Annotated in this window: 19 protein-coding genes; 12 read left to right on the top strand and 7 right to left on the bottom strand. The window is 64.4% G+C overall.

Annotation, left to right across the window (positions count from 1 at the left end; genetic code table 11):
* Positions 1–18: 18 nt before the first annotated feature.
* Together DVK00_RS10220 and DVK00_RS10215 are read left to right on the top strand one after the other, a co-directional pair.
* Entirely contained in the window at positions 19–528 is a 510-nt protein-coding gene (locus DVK00_RS10220; protein WP_101349381.1) for a hypothetical protein, read from the top strand.
* Between the two features lie 344 nt (positions 529–872).
* Positions 873–2,438: a Na+/H+ antiporter NhaC family protein gene (locus DVK00_RS10215; RefSeq protein WP_101349382.1), complete on the top strand. Its 1,566-nt coding sequence runs from the start codon at positions 873–875 to the stop codon at positions 2,436–2,438.
* 30 nt (positions 2,439–2,468) lie between these two features.
* Here DVK00_RS10215 and DVK00_RS10210 read toward each other — a convergent pair whose 3' ends face one another.
* The 3 genes from DVK00_RS10210 to DVK00_RS10200 form a co-directional block, all read right to left on the bottom strand.
* A complete protein-coding gene (locus DVK00_RS10210) occupies positions 2,469–3,116 on the bottom strand; it encodes a metalloregulator ArsR/SmtB family transcription factor (protein ID WP_101349383.1) in 648 nt (215 codons plus the stop codon).
* A gap of 97 nt (positions 3,117–3,213) precedes the next feature.
* Positions 3,214–4,689, bottom strand: a complete 1,476-nt coding sequence (locus DVK00_RS10205; protein WP_121577672.1) for a hypothetical protein — start codon at positions 4,687–4,689, stop codon at positions 3,214–3,216.
* 108 nt (positions 4,690–4,797) lie between these two features.
* The gene (locus DVK00_RS10200) at positions 4,798–5,430 is read right to left on the bottom strand and encodes a DUF1405 domain-containing protein (protein WP_101349385.1); all 633 of its coding nucleotides are present in this window, start codon (positions 5,428–5,430) and stop codon (positions 4,798–4,800) included.
* Between the two features lie 147 nt (positions 5,431–5,577).
* Here DVK00_RS10200 and DVK00_RS10195 point away from each other — a divergent pair, with 147 nt between their 5' ends.
* The 5 genes from DVK00_RS10195 (at position 5,578) to DVK00_RS10175 (ending at position 10,186) form a co-directional block, all read left to right on the top strand.
* A complete protein-coding gene (locus DVK00_RS10195) occupies positions 5,578–5,943 on the top strand; it encodes a DUF5802 family protein (protein ID WP_101349386.1) in 366 nt (121 codons plus the stop codon).
* Positions 5,944–6,435: 492 nt separating this feature from the next.
* Positions 6,436–7,101, top strand: coding sequence for a helix-turn-helix domain-containing protein (locus DVK00_RS10190; protein WP_101349387.1), 666 nt, complete (start codon positions 6,436–6,438; stop codon positions 7,099–7,101).
* A 71-nt stretch (positions 7,102–7,172) separates the two neighbouring features.
* Entirely contained in the window at positions 7,173–8,066 is an 894-nt protein-coding gene (locus DVK00_RS10185; RefSeq protein WP_101349388.1) for a Vms1/Ankzf1 family peptidyl-tRNA hydrolase, read from the top strand.
* A gap of 75 nt (positions 8,067–8,141) precedes the next feature.
* Positions 8,142–9,152, top strand: a complete 1,011-nt coding sequence (locus DVK00_RS10180; protein ID WP_101349389.1) for a DUF1611 domain-containing protein — start codon at positions 8,142–8,144, stop codon at positions 9,150–9,152.
* On the top strand, positions 9,149–10,186 hold the full coding sequence (locus tag DVK00_RS10175; protein WP_101349390.1) for a dipeptide epimerase: 1,038 nt from the start codon (positions 9,149–9,151) through the stop codon (positions 10,184–10,186). The genes DVK00_RS10180 and DVK00_RS10175 overlap by 4 nt, the downstream gene beginning before the upstream one ends.
* A 50-nt stretch (positions 10,187–10,236) precedes the next feature.
* Here the strand turns inward: DVK00_RS10175 and DVK00_RS10170 are convergent, their stop codons facing one another.
* The 4 genes from DVK00_RS10170 to DVK00_RS10155 all read right to left on the bottom strand — a co-directional run bounded on the left by DVK00_RS10170 (position 10,237) and on the right by DVK00_RS10155 (position 13,846).
* The gene (locus DVK00_RS10170; protein WP_101349391.1) at positions 10,237–10,710 is read right to left on the bottom strand and encodes a peroxiredoxin; all 474 of its coding nucleotides are present in this window, start codon (positions 10,708–10,710) and stop codon (positions 10,237–10,239) included.
* A gap of 80 nt (positions 10,711–10,790) precedes the next feature.
* Complete coding sequence (locus DVK00_RS10165; RefSeq protein WP_121577671.1) at positions 10,791–12,734, bottom strand: hypothetical protein; 1,944 nt, start codon at positions 12,732–12,734, stop codon at positions 10,791–10,793.
* Positions 12,735–12,791: 57 nt separating this feature from the next.
* Positions 12,792–13,304, bottom strand: a complete 513-nt coding sequence (locus tag DVK00_RS10160) for a gamma carbonic anhydrase family protein (RefSeq protein WP_121536447.1) — start codon at positions 13,302–13,304, stop codon at positions 12,792–12,794.
* A gap of 110 nt (positions 13,305–13,414) precedes the next feature.
* Positions 13,415–13,846: a universal stress protein gene (locus DVK00_RS10155; protein ID WP_101349393.1), complete on the bottom strand. Its 432-nt coding sequence runs from the start codon at positions 13,844–13,846 to the stop codon at positions 13,415–13,417.
* 182 nt (positions 13,847–14,028) lie between these two features.
* On the opposite strand from DVK00_RS10155, the gene DVK00_RS10150 reads away from it, so the two are divergent.
* The 5 genes from DVK00_RS10150 (at position 14,029) to DVK00_RS10130 (ending at position 19,564) form a co-directional block, all read left to right on the top strand.
* Positions 14,029–14,595: an HTH domain-containing protein gene (locus DVK00_RS10150; protein WP_101349394.1), complete on the top strand. Its 567-nt coding sequence runs from the start codon at positions 14,029–14,031 to the stop codon at positions 14,593–14,595.
* A gap of 58 nt (positions 14,596–14,653) precedes the next feature.
* Complete coding sequence (gene thrS, locus DVK00_RS10145; protein WP_101349395.1) at positions 14,654–16,582, top strand: threonine--tRNA ligase; 1,929 nt, start codon at positions 14,654–14,656, stop codon at positions 16,580–16,582.
* Between the two features lie 95 nt (positions 16,583–16,677).
* Positions 16,678–17,718: a hypothetical protein gene (locus tag DVK00_RS10140; RefSeq protein WP_101349396.1), complete on the top strand. Its 1,041-nt coding sequence runs from the start codon at positions 16,678–16,680 to the stop codon at positions 17,716–17,718.
* A 49-nt stretch (positions 17,719–17,767) separates the two neighbouring features.
* Positions 17,768–18,670 (top strand): diacylglycerol kinase family protein, encoded by a 903-nt coding sequence (locus DVK00_RS10135; protein ID WP_101349397.1) that lies wholly within the window; start codon positions 17,768–17,770, stop codon positions 18,668–18,670.
* Positions 18,671–18,757: 87 nt separating this feature from the next.
* Positions 18,758–19,564, top strand: a complete 807-nt coding sequence (locus DVK00_RS10130; protein ID WP_121511109.1) for an SLC13 family permease — start codon at positions 18,758–18,760, stop codon at positions 19,562–19,564.
* Positions 19,565–19,573: the final 9 nt, after the last annotated feature.

Here is a 19,573-nt window from a genome sequence, read left to right as displayed (position 1 = left end):
CGCCGTCCCATACTCAGTATGGCCGAACGAACCGAGGAGCGGACCCGCGACGCGGACGCGCAGTCGGACGGTGACCTCGGCGTCGATGTCGGCACGACGGAATCAGTAGAGACGGACGTCGCTGTCGGGGAATCACGCGACACGACGTCGTCTATCACCGAAACGTCCACCACAGACAGCGGCAGCTACTTCTCACTGCGGGCGCTGCTGTTCGCCTTCGGCGCGGTCGGCGGCGGGATGGTGCTTGGCGGACTGATACCGCTCGTGCCGTTCACCGAACTGCTCGGCATCGTACTCGGCGGATTCGTCTACGGACTGCTCGCTAGCGAGCGCCGATACGCCGAACTGGGGCTGGCGGGCGGTGTCAGCGGCGGCGCAACGGCCGTTCTGTCCCTCCTCCCACAGCTTGCTGCGGGACTGAACGGTACCAGACTGTTCGCCATCGCCGGTGGGGTCGGTCTCGTCCTCGCGCTCGTCGGACACTACTTCGGCCGGGACCTTCGCAGTGGGCTGACGAGAGACCTGTAGCTTTTCAGGCGACTGTGCCGGTCAGTATCGCGACCGTGCTTGCTGCATTTGCTGCAGTGCATTCCACGGTCCCGTCGCTCGGACTGCAATAGAGGTATCAGACAAACGCTGTTGAAATCTTCTGCCCGTCTTTCGTTTGTGACGGCTCGCTACGATTTCGGCGTGAACGGACGTTTTCGGTGCGACCGATTGTCTCCGTCTCGTCGAACACATCTATAACTTGTTCAATAGTCCAAAAAATAAATAATAATATGATTATACGTTGTTTTCTATGGCCACCTAACCACAATATCTTGAGTTGACAACTCTTATAACTCTCGTATGTAAATCCCGGACCAGAACGTATGGCACCAGAGACATACGGGCTTATCAGCCTGTTCCCGGCGATGCTCGCGATTGTACTGACGCTGTTCACTCGCCAAGTACTCCTCTCGCTGTTTGCAGGCATCTGGATCGGCGCGACGGTGCTCGTCGGCTGGAATCCAGCCGCCGGAGCCGCCCGGAGCCTCCAGTTCGTCGTGGATAACGTGACTGAGCCGTTCAACGTCAAGCTGCTCCTGTTCACGTTCCTCATCGGGGCAATGCTGGGGATGATCTTCCTCTCCGGCGGGATGAATGCGCTGGCGTCACAGATGGTCAAGCGTATTCGGACTCGTCGTCAGGCGGCGCTTGGCACGTCGCTACTGGGAATGACGATCTTCGTCGACTCGTACGCCTCGACGATGATCACCGGGTCTGTCATGCGCCCGATCACTGATAAATTCGACATCAGCCGCGAGAAGCTGGCGTACATCCTTGACTCCACCACTGCACCGACCGCGTCGATATCGGTCGTCTCGACATGGCTCGGGTTCGAGGTCGGGCTCATCGCCGAGCAACTCACCACGATTGGGGTGGAGCGAAGCGCGTTCCTGCTGTTCCTCGAGTCGATACCCTATCGGTTCTACAGCCTGCTCGCACTTGCGATGGTTTTCATCGTCGTCATCGCGGACTTGGACTTCGGGCCGATGGCGAAGGCTGAACGCAGAGCAAAGGAAGAGGGCAAAGTCCTCGGTGACAACGCGGACCCACTCATGGAAACGCAGGAGGACGATATCGTCACGCCCGACCACGTAGAGCCACGGTGGTGGTACTTCGCAGCACCAATTGCCGCACTCGTGGGGGTGACCGGGTTCTCGCTGTATTACTCTGGTGGCGGGTTCGCTGGCCGGAGTCTCACCGATGCACTGTCGAACGCGGCCACCGCTGACGCAATCGTCTGGGCCTCGTTCTCGGCCTGTCTGGTCATTCTGACAATTCTGGTCGGACACGCACGGATTGCGGTCGATAAAGTGAGCGATGCCATCTTCGAGGGATTCAAAATGGTGATGTTCCCCGTTGCGGTGCTCTCGCTCGCGTGGTCCATCGGTGCTGTGAGTCAGGCACTCGGTGTCGGTCCCTACGTCGTCGCTATCAGCGAGGGAATTATCACAGCCGGGATGCTGCCCGCCATCATCTTCCTCAGCGCGGTCATTATCAGCTTCAGCATCGGCACGTCTTGGGGGACGATGGGTATCCTGTTCCCTGTCGCGATACCGCTCGGACACGCTCTCGGCGCGCCGCTTGCCCCAGCTATCGCAGCGATCCTGACCGGCGCGCTGTTTGGCGACCACTGCTCGCCCATCTCCGACACGACAGTGATGTCGAGCATGTTCGCCGCGAGTGACCACGTCGACCACGTGAACACCCAGATTCCCTATGCAGTACTGGCCGGCATCGTCGCAACCGGGCTGTTCCTGCTGGCCGGCTACGGCGTTTCGGCGTACATTGCGCTCCCCGCCGGACTGGTCGCTGTCGGGTCTGTGACGTACCTGCTCTCAGAACAGCTCTCGGTCGAAGTCCCCAGTTCGTACGGTTCGAACGCGGACTGAGACGGTCCGCTCTCCGAAACACCGTTTGGCTCAGACGATTTCCCAGCCGTCGTCGGTCCGTTCGACCACGTCGTCCTCCGCCAGCCGCGTGAGCGCTTCCTCGACGATTTCGGGCGGGGCCTCAATCTCTCGGGCCAGCGCTGGAACGGTATCGATACCGTTTGCGAGCCCGCTGACCAGTTCTGCGTACAGTCGTCCGTCGCCGTTCTCGAAGCCGGAGTCGATGCGGTCCCGTACGTCGGTCATGCGGGCTTGCACCCATCGCTGAGCCAGCGACAGTTCGTTCTCTAGCTGCTGGAGATGCTCCAGTTCGCGCGCCAGGTCGTGAAAGTCCCCGTCAGATGTGGCCCCAACGTCTATCGAGAGGTGGCGACAGGAGGGCATCTCGAACTCGGGGTTTGCCGGATAGGCGCTTTTGGTACCAAACTCGTACGGAGAGACGCGGACCTCCAGACGGAGGTTCCGGGCGATAGAGAAGTACTTTCGGCGTTGGTCGTCCGTCCGGGAGTCGACGAGGCCGGCGTCTTCGAGCTTCTGCAGGTGGTCGATGACCGCTTTCGGACTGACACCGATGTACTCGCTGATTTCGGTGACGTAGCAGGGTTTGTGTGCGAGTAGTTTGAGAATCCGCCGGCGATTGGCGTTTCCAAGGAGATTGAGTAGCTCGGCGGAGTCCATCGATACGTAGGTAGCGGGTCACGGTTCAAAAGTATGACTCTCGTCGGGCGGTTTGCTGGTGTGTCCCCCGCTCAGCGACCGGGTAGGCCCGCGACCCCTATGCGCCGCCGTTCCCGTTGCCCTGATTGCCGCCGTTTCCTCGGTCATTGTCCTGGCCGTTGCCGCCGTCGTTTCCTTGGTCACTACCCTGGCCGCTTCCTTGGTCACCGCCGTCGTAGCCCCCGTCGCCTCCGTTATTTCCCTGGTCCCCGGCCTGGTCGTTTCCGCTATCGTTTCCCTGCCCCTCCCCGCTGTCGTTCCCCTGGTCGCCTTCGTTACCGTTCTGGCTGGTATCGCCGTCGTTGCTCTGGTCGTTTCCGTTATTTCCCCGGTCTCCTTCGTCACCGTTTCCCTGGTCCCCGGCCTGGTCGTTGCCCTGCTCACCCCCGTCGCTGCCTTGGTCGCTCCCGTTACCGTTTCCCTCGTCGTTGCCCCCCTCGCCCGCATCACCGTCGGAATCCGTCTCGGACGAGCCGTCGGCCCCGTCGTTTCCGGATTCGTCGGCGTCAGAACCGTTCTCTCCGCCAGCGCCGTTTCTGGCATCGTTGCCGCTGTCGTCGCTGTCCTCGGTGCCGGACGTTCCACGCTCCCCGTTTTCGTTCCCGTTGCCCCGTTCCGCCCCCCTGTCAGACTCGTTTCCCTCGTTCCCGGCCGCGCCGTCTGCCCCCTCGCTATCGCCGTCGGTACCCCTGTCAGCGGGTGGGTCTCCCTCGGTCTCGTTTTCCTGCTGTCCGGGGGCATCGTCAGGTGGGCCTCGCTCGCTACTGTTTCCCTGCTGTCCGGGAGCCTCGCCGGGCGGGCCTCGGTTGCTCTCGTTGGCACCCCGGTCGGGCGTCTCGGCTGGCGGCCCCCGGTCGCTATCGTTGACTCCGGCGCCGTCGGGCGGTCCTGCTTCGCTCCGGTTGACGCCAGCGTCGTCGGGCGGTCCTGCTTCGCTCCGGTTGACGCCAGCGTCGTCGGGCGGTCCCTGTTCATCCGGGCCAGCGGTCCCCGGCGGTCCGGCGATACCCCGAGCAATCGATGCGACCTGCTGACCGGAAAGCTTGCTTGCGTTTTGTTTCAACCGTTCCAGTGCAGTGTCGTTTACACCGGTCTGTTCGGCCGCTGCATCGGTATCGTTAATCGCGGTCTGCAGGCCCGCAATCTCTGCGGTGAGTCGGCTCTGCTGTGCCACGTAGGCCTGCTCACTGATGCTTCCGTTCTCGTATCGCTGTTCGAGCGTGGCGTTTCGCTCCTGTAGCCGTTCGAGCCGGCGTTCGAGCGAGCCCGCCCGCTTCGTGACCAGCTCGGCTCGTTCAGTGCCGTTCGATTGGTTGTATGTCGACCGCCACATCCCGTTCTCGACCGTGTCGTTCGCGGCGGCAGCGTTCGACTGGAGGAACGCCGTGAGTTGCGTTCCCATTCCGCTGGCAGACTCGTTCTGCGTGGCCACTGTCTCCGTTGCGGTCTCCTGCGCTGTCACGGCTGGGAGGCCGACAGCGACAGTCCCGACGAAGACCAGCACTGTGAGGAGCGTGGCCTGGCGTGGGCTCATTCCTATTCCTACTTCGACCCTCCCACATCAAAAAGAAACGCCTTCGTTCGTGTCGTTCATCAGCCCCTGAAACAACCGCAGATAGTCCAAGAGTGTTTACGAACGTATTTAACGCGGCTTCCCCGACGGGAGCAGTCGCCAGGCGAGTCCCACCGACAGCACGGACAGCGCGACGGTGGCGACCGGCAGCGCGAGGCCGGGCTCGTAGCGCAACGGCGGATGATATCCGAAGGCGTAATCGAGCACGTCGTTGCACAGGGCCAGCACCAGCGCGGTCACGAGCGCGCCCCTCGTCGTTCGGGCGTAGTGGGGAACTAACAGCCCTTCGGCGATGAAGCCGAGGTGGGTGATGATGATGCCGAAATACGCCCACGGCGCGGGGAAGTACGCGTCGAAGCCGATATTTAACGCCACGACAGTCCACAGCCCCATCTTGACCAGCCAGACCAGCGCAATCGTGTGGAGGTACGCAAGCGGGACCGTCAGCGGAACCTCGTCGAGCGACTTGCCGAGAAAGGGCAGAAGGGTAGCGACCGACAGCGTCATCAGGAACAGTGCGGCCGGCGAGTCGGCGTACAGCGGCCAGAGGAACGTCGACACCTCGGGCATCGTCTCGACGTAGTACCGGATGCCGACGAGCATCGCCACGGCGTTGACGACCAGCAGCCACACGAGGCTCGGCGTCTGTTCGAGGTAGTACCGCGCGTACCGACGGGGCAACGGCCCCCGCTGCTCGCTCATGGGTCGACTCGGGACCGCTCGCGGCAAAGCCCTGTCGGACGGGAGTCGCTATCGAGCCACCGACTGTGCGTTGCCGCTGTTTGCACGGCGGCAAAAGGCTGCCGGCGAAGACTTATGTATGTGAATGGCACACATACACCTGCACCGATGTTCGAACAGTTTTCGCGTGGATACTACCTCGGCCGCCTCTACGTCGAACCGAGAGATGACGCGGCGGCCGCGATGTGTCGCGAGCAGCACGAACGAGTGAACGAACAGTTGTACGCCTCCGGCGAAGGGGTCGAACGCACAGACTATCCGCTGGTAATGAAACTCGGCTCCCAGCACTTTGCCGTCCACGGAGATGCACAGGTCCCGGCGGACACACTCGTTGTTCCCGAACCGATGCTCGAAGACGCCAACGTCCGGAACCCGCCCAGCCTCGAAGAAGTATTTCTGGCGAAAGCGGACCACGCCGCACAACTGCTCTCTCTCTCAGAGGGCGCGACGATACTCCCTGACACTGCTGTTTGAGCGGGTGAAACTCCGCTTCACTGCGTTCTCATTGGCTACCGGACGGACCGGAATTTTGAAACGTGGGATAAGTAGGTTATACGCTTAAGCTACAGAGCAATGCGGTTCGGGGGCCTCTCTTCACATGTATGTCACAGCGAAACCACGCTGAGGAGCAGGATAGCGCTACTGACTCCAAATTCTACCTCCCCGCCGGCGTATCTCCATCGCATGGTGCCGGCTGGCCCGAACGTCTCTGGGCGCTGCTGTTCAGCCGTCGCGTCTGAACCGGTGACACCGCCGTACGGGAACCCGCCGGCTCAGCGGGCACGTATCCCGCTCGGACCGGCCGGACGAGACACGGAAATCGGGCCGACTCGGCCCTCACGGCCAACCGACTCAGTTAAATTAGCGCACGACTACCCTCAGCTAGTACCAAGAGTTTGGGACGGATTTCCGCCGACGTGTCCACCACGTAATTGCACGCGCTGGCACACACCACTCTACAGACACATGACCGATATCAAGGCGGTCGTCCGAGCCGAACATCCCGACATCGTCCTCACACAGACCGTTTCCCACGACCGGAGCTCGAAAGTCAGGTCCGTGTCTGAGGCGGGCACGGACCCGACGTCGGGCAAGTTCTTTTACCACATTGAATCGTCCGACTTCCAGCAGTTCGAGGACGGATTACGGAACGACAGCACTGTCGGGGACTTCGAACGCGTCATCGAAACCAGAGACGACGAGGCCATCTACAGCTTCGAGTACACGGACGAAGCAAAGATCCTCTCCCCCGTCATCTCGGCCGCGAACGGGGTTATCCTCGACATGGAAAACGACGGGAGCGCGTGGATACTGACGATATGGCTGCCCGAACGGACGGCTCTCGCTCAGCTGTGGGACTACGCTCAAGAGAACGACATCGACATCGATCTGCTGCGCGTGAACGAGTACGCCAGTCTGGGAAACACGGACGCAGGGCTGACTGACAGCCAGCGGGAGGCGCTCCTCGTCGCACTCGAAATGGGGTATTTCGAAGAGCCGCGGAACGCGACTCTCAGCGATGTCGCCGCCGATCTGGATATCTCTCAACCCGCGGCCGGCGGTCGCCTTCGGCGCGGCATCAGGCGGCTCATCATCTCCTCGCTGAGAGACGACGACGAACCGCCGGACTGAGTGGTAACGCTTCGATGCAGTTGCGGTCCGGGAAGTCACTTTTAAGCCTGTCCCCGTCTGCCATCCAGTCGATGCTTGACCGGTTGCTGGGACGAGCGTCGCTGAAAGAGCGGGTCGCCGAACTCGAGGAGGAGAACCACCACCTCGAACGACAGCTCGACGCCGAGAAGGAGCGCCGTGCCGACGCAGCGACCGAGCGCCAGCGGGCCGAGGCCGAGGTCAATCGGCTGGAAGACCGGGTGGCTGAACTCGAAGACCGCGTCGAGCGCCTGCAGGACGAGGAGGGCGAATCGACGTTCCGGGCCGAGGAGACGCTCAGTCGGGCCCGTCTAAGTGAAGTACTCACTCGGCTGGAATCCTTCGAGACAGAGCCGGAAGGCGTCTTTACTGCCTATATCGACGCGGAGCGTTCCCTGCCCGGGCCAGTTCGGGACGCCTTCGGCGACCGCGCATCGCTGGTCGCCAGCGCCGCGCCGTGTCTAGCTGTGACGGATGACGCCGGCCTCCTGTCGGCGTGCCTGTCGGTCCCTTCGCCGCCGTCGCCGTTCACCGGGTGGGGCGACACCGTTCGGCTGGAGCGGTCGTGGTTCGAACCGACCGGTGAGCACGTCGTCGCGCTGGTCCGCTCGGACCTGTTCGCCATGGGCGAGTACGACGGCCGCGAGCGGACGGCGTTCCACGGCTTCGACTCGGAGCTGAAAAGCCAGCACTCCAAAGGCGGCTTCTCACAGAGCCGGTTCGAGCGGCTTCGGGACCAGCAGATCGACTCCCATCTCGACCGCTGTCGGGCCGCTATCGAGGAGGTGTCCCCCGACCGGCTGTACGTCGTCGGCGAAGGGTCAGTCATCCACGAGTTCGAGGACCTCGCGACGGCGACGAAGCCGGTCGACGCGACCGGGGAGCCTGCCGAGGCACTGGACGACGCCGTTCGGTCACTGTGGACTGTTCGGTTGCGCGTTCCGTAGCTCAGGACCTGTTCAGCCCGGCCCCGTCGGCACCGGTTCCGTAGCTTTTTCGCGGGGCGGCGACTCTGTCCGGCTATGGCCGTAGCCATTTTAACACACGACGCCTTTCCCGACCGGGCCAAGACAGCGGTCGGGTTGTTGCGGTACGGTGACCGAGCAGTACACGCTCTCGTCGACCGCGAGCGGGCCGGACAGCGCGTCAACGACACGCTCCCGGACGTGCAGGACGCCCCTATCGTCGCGTCGATGGCCGACGCGCCCGAGGTGGACGCGCTCGTCATTGGCATCTCTCCAATCGGCGGTGAGTTCGACGAGTCCTGGCGCGAAGACGTTCGCACAGCGCTCGAACGCGGCTGTGACGTGTACGCTGGGCTGCACGACTTCCTGGCCGACGACGAGGAGTTCGCCCGCCTCGCCGAGGAACACGACGCCGAACTCCACGACCTCCGCAAGCCACCAGAGGACCTGACTGTGGCGGCGGGCACCGCCGGCGATGTGGATGCGACAGTCGTCACAACTGTCGGCACCGACTGCTCGACGGGGAAGATGACTGCGTCGTTCGAGATCCGCGATGCGGCCCGGGAGCGCGGCCTCGACGCCGCCGTCGTTCCGACGGGTCAGACCGGCATCGCCATCACTGGCTGGGGCATCGTCATCGACCGTGTCATCGCCGACTACGCCGCCGGCGCGGTCGAGCGGCTGGTCGAAGAAGCGCAGACGGCGGACCTCCTCGTCGTCGAAGGGCAGGGTGCGCTGGCCCATCCAGCCTATTCGGGCGTGACGACGAGCATCCTCCACGGGTCGGTCCCGGATGCGCTCGTTATGTGCCACGAAGCTGGCCGCGAGGCCATCCACGGCTACGAGTCGTTCGATATTCCGCCGCTCTCCGAGTACGTCGACATCTACGAGCGCCTGGCCGCGCCCATCTCGGATGCGTCCGTCGTCGCGGGCATGCTGAACACCCGCCACCTCGACGACGGTGCGGCCGCGGATGCTGTCGCAGGGTACAGTGACGCTCTGGACGCACCGGCGACTGACCCGGTCCGCCACGGCGTTCCGGACGAGGTACTGGACGCCATCCTATGAACTGGCGCGTCGACCGCCTCGAACTGCCGCTGTCGAACCCGTTTGGTATCTCGCGAGAGACCAGCGAGACCAGCGAGACCGTCGTGGTCGAACTTACCCACGAAGGAACTACAGGTACCGGGGCCGTCACGCCGTCAGCGTACTACGACGAGAGTGCCCAGTCAGTGGCCGAAACGCTCCCCGAACTCTGTGAGACCGTCGACCGCATCGGCGACCCACACGCGCAGCAACGCATCGAGCGGGACCTCGACGAGCAAGCGCCGGGTCAGCCTGCCGCACGGATGGCACTCTCTATCGCTGTCCACGACCTCGCCGCTCGGCAGCTGGACCTGCCGCTGTACCGGCAGTGGGGCCTCGACCCCGATGCGGTCCCGCCGACCACCTACACAGTCGGCATCGACTCGCCCGAGCGGATGGCCGAGAAAGCATGGGAGGCGGCCAACAGCGGCTTCGGTCACCTGAAGGTCAAACTCGGGACCGACGACGACCGGGCGCGACTGGACGCGGTTCGGGATGCCGTCCCCGACGCCGAGATACGGGTTGACGCCAACGCCGCCTGGACCGTTCACGAGGCTATCAACAAGGCGGACTGGCTCGCCGACGCTGGTGTGACGATGCTGGAACAGCCGGTCGAGGCCGACGACATCGACGGCCTCCGCCGCGTGACCGACGCGACTGAGATTCCCGTCGCCGCCGACGAATCCTGTGTGACAGCGTCAGACGTACCGCGGGTCGCTGACGCCTGTGACATTGTCAACGCCAAACTGGTCAAATGCGGCGGCCTCAGGCCCGCAACACGGCTGCTCAACGCCGCTGCGGCCCACAATCTCGACCTGATGCTCGGGTGTATGGTCGAGTCCAACGCCAGCATCGCCGCGGCGGTCCATCTCACACCGCTTGTCGACTATGTCGACCTCGACGGGGCGCTCTTGCTGGCATCAGACCCCTACGACGGCGTGCCGCTCGACGGTGCCGTGTTCGACCTCACTTCGGTGTCGGCCGGCACCGGTGCTCGGCGGGCGCGAGACGCGTAGCTGCGAGACAGTACCGATAAAAATCCGGTTCGGAGTGTGATGTGGCCCGCTTATGCCGATTCGACTGCATTTAGCAGCTCATCGTAGTCCGGCTCGTTGGTCGGGTCGTCGGCGACCCAGCTGTAGGTGACTTCGCCGTCGTCGTCGACGACGAACACGGCGCGGTTGGCGACGCCGAGCAGCCCGAGGTCCTCAATGTCGATTTCGAGGCCGTAGTCCTGAATCGCCGACCGGCCCATGTCACTGAGCAGGTCGAACTCCAGCCCGTGCTCGTCGCGGAAGGAGTTCAGCGAGAACGCCGAGTCGGCGCTGACGCCGAGGACCGTCGCGCCGGCGTCGTGGAAGTCCCCGAGGTGTTCCTGCAGGGCCACCATCTCGTTGGAACACGGCGGCGTAAACGCGCCCGGGAAAAACGCGAGCACGACCGGCCCGTCGCCCAGGTGGTCGCTCAGTTCGAAGTCCTCTACCTCACCGTTCGCGATTGTCGCCGAGATGTCCGGCGCGGTGTCGCCTGTGGAAACCATCACCCGAATATAACGGCGTCGTCCGAATAAATACCCGCCATCCGGCAGGGCGACCTCGACTCCCTGCCGCCGCTGGCCGCCTACAGCCACTCTTCGAAGGCGTGGTGTTCACGGGTCGCATTGATGTAGTCCCGCTGCATCGACGTGATGGCTGCCGAGAGGTCGTCGCCGTCGTCGAGAGACTCGCGAACGCGGGCGATCTTCCAGTCGCTCGGGGTCGTCCCGGCGTCGTATCGGGCTTCGATAGGCCCGAGGTACTCGTCAATGCGGGCCTCCGGGACGCCTTGCTCTGCCAGTCCCAGACGGGCGTACTCGAAGACCTCGTCGTAGATGGCCGCGCGGTCGGCCGTCCGCTCGCCCTCGGCGGTCACCCACGACAGGTCGGCCTCGAAGCCGTCCTGTGCGGCGTTGTAGAAGCTCCGCTTGGCTTCCTGCCACGGTAGTTCCGCGGCGGGGTGGTCGGCGGCGACCAGCCCGCGGATGAGGCCGACCGTCAGCGCCTGCAGCCCGATCATATCCTTGGCGTGGGGCTGGGTCGGGAGGGGACGGTACTCGATGCGGAGCGACTTTTCAGTGCTTGCTCCCTCGACCGGCGTTCCGCCGGCGACACAGCGGAGCCAGCGCCAGTAGGTCCCGCGCTTGTGGTCGAACTCCCAGAACTCGTCTTCGAACGCCGCCCGGTCGTCGTCGTGCAGGAACTCGCGGAGGAACGGCGCGAACAGGTCGTCGTCGACGACGCGGCCGACAACGTCCGTCGTATCGTCGAGGTCCCGTGGGACCCGGACCTTCGGGTTCTCACTGGTGTTGACAGACTGCTCGAAAGCCGCGATGCGGAGTTCGTGGTGGGTGTTCGCACAGAGCCACTCGCCGTCGGTGTCGCCGTACATATCTGCCGGGAGGAACGGCGAGTTCACCGATAGCGCAAGCAGCGGTCCGAGCGTCCGAATCGCGGCGTTGTAGTACTCGGGGAACGCCTCGGCGTCCGGAACCTGAAGGTGGGGCTGGATCGAGGTGGCCAGGGACTCGAACAGAATCGTTGGGAACGACCCGCTGTACCCCGGCACGTCGAACTCAATGGTGCCGCCGGCGTGGTCCAGCGCCTCGTTGTCCAGTGCCACGTATCTGGGGGCCTGCCGCATGTTGTCCGCGAGGACAACCCCGTCCCTCGTCTCGTGTGCCGAGAGGTACGCCTCGCTGCCCCCCTCGGGCGGGACGGTCCACATCGCATCAAGGACGAGTTCGCAGTTGTGTTTGCTCGCCTGCTGGCGGGCCTGTTTCGTCTGCATCTCTACCGCCGTCGTCTGGACCTCCATCCCGGTCTGGTCGAAGCTGTTTGGCTCGGTGTTGACCTCGGCGTTGTGCACGCCCAGTTCCTTGTTGGCCTCGCCCTCGAACACCACGTCGGGCAGGCGGGTCAGCCGTCCCTCCCAGTCCTCGGGGTCCATGTACGGCTCGTCGTCGTCCTCCTCGACGGACGACTCGACGGCCGGCTCGGCCTCCTCCTCTGGCGTCTCCGGTTCGTCCTCGGCCAGCGGACTGTCCGGGTCGATGTCGAGCGACGGCCCCTCTCCGGGGCCGAATGAATCCTCGGGCTCGTCAGCGGTTTCGGCAGCGTTCTGGTCCGATGGTTCGTTTCCAGCGGGTTCGAGAGAATCGCCCTCGTCTGGCGCAAGGGGCCCTCCGTCACCGTTTGGTTCCAGCGATGCGCCGCCGCCACCTTCTGGCTCTGCCGGCGCGTCGAGCGACCCGCTCCAGGCCGCTTCGCCCGATTCGCTCAGGTCGTCGTTCAGACCTGCTTCGGCGGTTTCCTCGCTATCCTCCGCATCGTCCGGTTCGGGCGGGTCCGGCTCCGCGTTGATGGCGTACAGTTCGATTTCCAGACCGACGGAGAACGCCTCGTTGTCGAACTCCCCGGCCTCGATGGCCCTCCGGAGCTGCATCGCCTGTTCGTCGACCCGTTCAGTGAACGCCGCGGCAGTCTCGTCAGCGAGCGACCGGGTCACTAGGTCGACGATATCGTCCATGCTCGGTACTGTGTGGGTTCTTCCACTATAAGTGACCCGTCGTTGTCCGACGGGGCGTTACTCGAAGAGGTCCTCGTGGCGGGCGGCGAGGTTGGCGTAATCGCCGGAGCTGAACGCCTCGAACACTTCGTTGGGGTCGATGGTGGTCTCGGACAGCGGTGTCACTGTGGCCGGGCTCCCGCGAACAAAGGACTCTGCTGGAACCTCGTAGCCCGGCGGAACGACCGTTCCCATCGCGACGATAGAGCCCTTCCCGATGGTGGCGTCGCTAACCGTCGAATTGAATCCGACGAGCGCCCCGTCCTTGACCGCTGCATCGTTGAGAACGGCCCCGTGGCCGACCATCACCTTCTCCCCGACGGTCGAGGCGTGGACAATGGCTCCGTCACCGATGGCCGATTCGCGGCCCACTTCGACGGGGGCCACGTCGCCGCGCAACACGACGCCGGGCCAGACGTTCGCGTTCGGGCCGACGGTGACATCTCCCACCAGCGTCGCCTCGCGGCTGACGTGGGCGTATCCGTGGATATCTGGCGTGGCTCCTTCGAAGGCGTACTCTCGGCTGTCCATACTGCTACCATCGTGTCGGCCACTCGAAAAGATACCGGTCAGAACGGGGCGCACCGGTCGTATAGCCGCTGTCGAGCGCGTCCGTACCGCAACCGCCAGCCGCACCTGAGCTATTCGATGTGGACGACGAGGACGGGGACGGGCGCGCTCTCGACGACGCGCTCGGTAACGCTCCCGAGATTGGCGACCCGGTCTCGCCCGGTTCGACCGTGGGTCCCCATTACGATGAGGTCGATGTCCTCCTCTTCGGCGTAGTTGGTGATTGTCTTGTGAGGAATCCCTTCCGCCATGGTCGTGACGACCTCGACGCCGGCCTCCTCGCCGCCGACCACGATGTCGTCGAGCGCGACCTCGCCCTCTTCCTCCAGCGACTGACGCACCTCGTCCTGATTGGCCTTGTCGGCCGCGACGTACAGCCGTCTGTCCACGACGTACAGCCCATGGAGGGTCGCGTCGTTGTCGCGCGCGATGGAGGTGGCGTGTGCGAGCGTTTCAGCCGTTCCCGAACTCCCGTCTGTGGCTACGAGCACCGAATCGTACATATCCGGCTTCTCATGCGAACTGTGCCCACATAGTACTCCCTATCACACTGATACGAGCCGTGACTGTCCAACCGACGGTGAAACCGTTTGATTCAGCTTCCGTCGTTCAGTGTATAACCGTTCTAACCATTATTTGTCAACAGGAATACTTTTGCCGGTTGCTGTCCATTCATTTCTATACGATGCAGGGGAGCACGCAGCCAGACGGTACACGGGCAGAACTGTACGTTCGTTCACTACTGCCCGACGGGCACACGCAGCAACAGGCTGCGGTAATTGACCGGCTCCAGGGGCTGTCGGACGACGGTGTTCTGTCAGATATCACTGTTCAGGTCATTGGACGGCAGATACCGTCCACGCCAGCGGAGGCGCGGACCGAACTCGGGCTGTTCGCACTCAACCGAGTTAGCGTCTTTCAGGAGTGGGCAAAACGCAACGAATGTTCACTCGAACCCGCGTTTCAGGTGCGCTCGGTAGACGCTGAAATATCGGGGGAGCAGTACCGGGCGCTCGTGTTTCCAGTCCAACTATTAGCCGAGTACGTCGGATCGAAACTCAGGTGCGTAACGCCGCACACGGCCGACGGGGAGACCGTCACTGTAACGGACCGGCTCACAATGCTCGAAGGCGAGGAAGAACTGACGCTCTCACCGCTCGAACGGGCAAGCGCGGCACGGCCACCAGCCCAGTCTGAGCTGCCAGCGGCCGACACTGCCGACGAGGATTCGGACCCGCCGTTACCAGAGTAACGCCAGCATCGCCCGCGTCTCAATACACTTATCCCCGGCCGCCGTCGTATCCTCGGATATGAGTACGGTCACGGTCACGCTGCCCGACGGGACTCCCTTAGAGGTCGAGCGCGGCAGCACGGTCGAGGATGTCGCCTACGAAATCGGGCCAGGGCTAGGTGACGACACGGTCGCCGGCGTCGTCGATGGCGACCTTGTCGACAAACACGCGCCGCTGACAGACGATGTCAGGCTCGAAATCGTCACCGAGAGCAGTGACGAGTACCTCGACGTGCTTCGTCACTCGGCCGCTCACGTCTTCGCGCAGGCCCTGCAGCGCCTCCACCCTGACGCGAAGCTCACAATCGGGCCGTGGACCGACAACGGGTTCTACTACGACATCACCGGCGTCGACATCGACGAAGACGATCTTGAAGCCATCGAGGCCGAAGCCGAGGAGATCATCGAGGAGGACCTCGACATCGAGCGCGAACTCGTCGACCGCGACGAGGCCTTCGAACGCTACGAGGACAACCCGTTCAAGCAGGACATCCTCGAAACCGAGGCCGCGGACGACGAGGAAGTCTCGTTCTACACGCAGGGCGAGTTCGAAGACCTCTGTCAGGGCCCCCACGTCGAATCGACCGGTGAAATCGGCGGTTTCGCCCTGCTGGAAATCTCGGCGGCCTTCTGGCGCGGCGAGGAGGACAACGAGACGCTGACCCGCGTGTACGGAACCGCCTTCCCGACAGAGGACGCGCTCGACGAGTTCCTCGAACAACGCCGCAAGGCCGAGGAACGGGATCACCGCAAGATCGGCCAGGAGATGGACCTGTTCTCCATCGACGAGACGACCGGGCCGGGCCTGCCGCTGTACGAGCCAAACGGCAAGAAAATCCTCAACGAACTCTCCGAGTACGTCGCCGGGCTGAACCGCGACGCGGGCTACGACGAGGTCGAGACGCCCCACGTCTTCCGCACCGAGCTGTGGAAGAAGTCGGGCCACTACGAGAACTACGTCGACGACATGTTCCTGCTCGACGTCAACGACGAGGAGTACGGCCTGAAGCCGATGAACTGCCCGGGCCACGCCACCATCTTCGAGCAGAACTCCTGGAGCTACCGCGACCTGCCGGTGCGGTACTTCGAGGACGGGAAGGTGTACCGCAAGGAGCAACGCGGCGAACTCTCCGGGCTCTCCCGGACGTGGGCGTTCACCATCGACGACGGCCACCTGTTCGTCCGCCCGGACCAGATCGAGGAGGAGGTGCTGGCGACGGTCGACATCATCCTCGACACGCTTGACACGTTCAACCTCGACTACACCGTCCAGTTCGCCACCCGGCCGGAGAAGTCCGTCGGCGGCGACGAAATCTGGGAGAAAGCCGAGTCCCAGCTGGAGTCGGTCCTCGACGAGCAGGACATCGACTACGTCGTCGAAGAAGGCGACGGCGCGTTCTACGGCCCGAAGATCGACTTCGCCTTCGAGGACGCGCTCGGACGGCACTGGGACGGCCCGACCGTCCAGCTGGATTTCAACATGCCCGAGCGGTTCGACCTCTCCTACACCGGCGAGGACAACGAGGAGCACCGCCCGGTGATGATCCACCGCGCGCTGTATGGCTCCTACGAGCGGTTCTTCATGGTGCTGACCGAACACTACAACGGGAAGTTCCCGCCGTGGCTCGCCCCCGAGCAGATCCGCCTGTTGCCGGTCAGTGACGACAACATCGCCTACTGCGAGGAGATTCAGGACGAACTTGAGGACTTCCGTGTCACCATCGAGGACCGCTCCTGGACCGTCGGCAAGAAGATACAGCAGGCCCACGACGACCGCGTCCCGTATATGTGCGTCATCGGCGACAACGAGGAGGAAGCCGGGACCATCTCGGTCAGGGACCGCAAGGAACGCGAAGAGAAAGACATCGACATCGCCGCGTTCCGCGACCACCTCGAAACCGAAGTCGAGCAACAGCGGACCGCCGTGACGTTCCTCGCCGGCCGATAGCTGCTGTTTGTTCGGCCGATTCTCGCTGCCGCTGTATTGGCACTCCGGAATGCGCCGGGCGCGCCCTTTTATCCCCAGCGGGCGAGCCGACCTGTATGACCACCGACAGCGGGGAGTCGAGCGACACCATGCGGGAGCGCGCCGCGGGCGACACCCGACTCCTCTGGCTCCTCCTCGATGCGGACCGCTGGCTCGTCACCGCCCTCCTCTCGGGCGTTCTGTTCTGTGGCATTCTCGCGGTCGGCCTCCTCCACCCCACGCCGGCCCTGGCGCTGCTGACCCGCGGCGACCCGGTGGAAACGCTGTTCCAGGCGCTGATTACGGGGACGATAACCGCAGTTACGCTGGTCCTGACGCTGAGCCAGCTCGTCCTGTCACAGGAACTCGGCGCGGCCGGCGACCAGCGCGAGCGGATGGACGGGGCGATGCAGTTCCGCGCGGACGTGGCCGACGCCGTCGACGCTCAGGTCAGTCCCGCGGAGCCCTCGGCGTTCCTCCGGTCGCTGGTCCGCGGGACCGCCGAGCGGGCCGAAACAGCCCGGGACGCCGTCGACGACACCGCGCTCGACGACGACCTGACGGCGCTGCTGTCGACGTATCTGGAGGACGTGACGAGCAACGCCGACAGGGTCACCGACCAGCTCGAAGGCGGGACCTTCGGGGAGTTCGACGTCATCAAGGCCGCCCTGAACTACAACTACTCCTGGAAACTGTACGTCGGCCGGCGCATCAGGGAGACCTACGCCGAGGAACTCACCGACGACATCGACGACTCGCTGGCGGAACTCGTCGAGACGCTCGAACTGTTCGGCCCGGCCCGGGAGCACTTCAAGACGCTGTACTTCCAGTGGGAGCTGTCGAACCTCTCCCGGACGCTGCTGTACGTCGCGGTTCCGGCGCTCACCGTCGCGGTCACGTCGCTGCTGTTCCTCGATACGCAGGACTTCGTCGGCCTCACGGCCGGCGTGCCCGACGTGCTGTGGCTCGTCGCCGTGGCGACGACGGCGGCGGTCCTGCCCTTCACCGTCCTGCTGTCGTACATCCTCCGCATCGTCACGATAACCAAGCGGACCCTCGCTATCGGCCCGTTCATCCTCCGGGAGACTGACCGGAGCGCCGACGTCGACTGGGACTGACGGCGACACATCACCACGGTATAAGTGCCGCTCCGGACTCGGTAGTAGTATGCAGATTGGCTCGCGCCGGTGTATCCTCAACCCCGTCAGCGGCGACGGCGAGCACGCCGACTACGTTCCGCGGCTGCTGGAAGCACGCGGGTTCGAGGTGTACGAGACGGCGGCTCCGGGCGACGCCGTCGCGTTCGGCCGCGAGGCGGGCCGGGCCGAGGCTTCCGAGGTCGCCGTCTGTGGCGGCGACGGGACGGTAAACGAGGTCGTCCGCGGCCTCGACGACGCCGGCCACCTCTCGGACGTGACGCTGAGCGTCGTCCCGGCCGGGACCGCGAACCTTCTGGCCGGGAACGTCGGCATCAGGGACATCGAACACGGCGTCGAAATCGCCGACACCGGAACGAAGCGGACCGTGGACGTGGGCGTCGCTGGCGGCGAGCCGTTCCTCGTCTCCTGTATCGCGGGCCTCCCAGCCGACGCCAGCGTTTCGACCCCGGGCGACCTCAAAGAACGGTTCGGCACGCTGGCGTTTCTGCTCACCGGCGCACAGGAGGCGCTGCGTTTCGACGGGCTCGACATCACTATCGCGGCTGTCGGCAAAGACGGGCCGTTCACCTGGTCCGGCGAGGCCACGTGCCTGCTGGTGGGCAACGCCCGCAAGTTCGTCGCCGAAGGCGGGCAGGCGAACATGGAAGACGGCCTGCTCGACGTGGCTATCGTCGAACAGATGCCGACGGGGAATCTCGTCGCGGAGGCTATCGGCCAGCGACTACTGGCACTTGATACCGACGGTGTAACCCACGTCCGAGCGGACGAGATCACCGTCGACGGACACGGTGAGACACTCACCTTCAGCCGCGACGGCGAACTCAGCACCCACGAGACGCTGTCGCTGTCGGTGCGCACGCAGTCGCTCACGCTCCGCGTAGGACCGGGATACGAGCCGAACCCGGAGTGACGGCTTGGACCGACGGTCAGCGGTTCCGCGCCCGAAACCCCGGCGGCGTCCCGGACGCCTTTGTCACCGTCCGTCGAGAGAGGTGGTATGGCCCCGCTCTCGACGGGCGCGCTCGTGGTATTCGCGCTCGTCGCCGCCGCGCTGGCGCTGTTCGTCACCGAATGGCTCCCGCCGGACATGACCGCCGTCGCCGTCCTCGTCGCCCTGGTCGTGCTGGAACCGTACACCGGCGTCCCGGCACGGACAGCCATCGACGGGTTCGCCAGCCCGGCGGTGGTCACTATCGTCGCGATGTACATCCTCAGCGCCGGCGTCGAATCGGCTGGCGTCGTCGACTGGCTGGCCGGGCGACTCGCGGCGCTGGACCTGCTTCCCATCTACATCGCCGCGCTGGGCGGCGTCGTCGCCACGGTGGCGACGGGCACGCTGAGCGCGTCGCGGGCCTACGACGCGGTGAGCTGGAACGTCGTGTTCCTGCTTGCCGGCCTGCTCCCGCTGGGGCAGGCGATGCAGGCCACAGGCGGGGCCGCGTTCGTCGGCGCGCTCCTCGTCGACGCCGCCGGGGTCCTTCCGCCGCTTGCGCTGCTGGCGCTGGTGTACCTCCTCACGGCCGTCCTCGCCAGCGTTATTACTCCGCCCGCAACCGTCGTGCTGATGATTCCGATTGCCGTCGCCACCGCCGCCGAGATCGGCGTTTCCGGGTTCCCGTTTCTCGTTGTCGTCACGTTCGCGGTCGCGACGGCCTTCCTGACTCCCATTGGATACCAGACGAACCTGATGGTCTATGGTCCCGGCGGCTACCGCTTCACCGACTTCGCACGCGTCGGCGGACCGCTCCAGCTGCTTCTGTGTGCCGTGACGACGCTCTCGGTGTCGGTTGTCTGGCCGCTGTAAAGTTCCGGG

This window comes from Haloarcula sp. Atlit-47R (assembly GCF_003665985.1).
GTDB classification, from domain to species: Archaea; Halobacteriota; Halobacteria; order Halobacteriales; family Haloarculaceae; genus Haloarcula; species Haloarcula taiwanensis.
The sequence above is the reverse complement of the archived record's forward strand: the minus strand, read 5'-3'. Positions and strand labels throughout refer to the sequence as shown.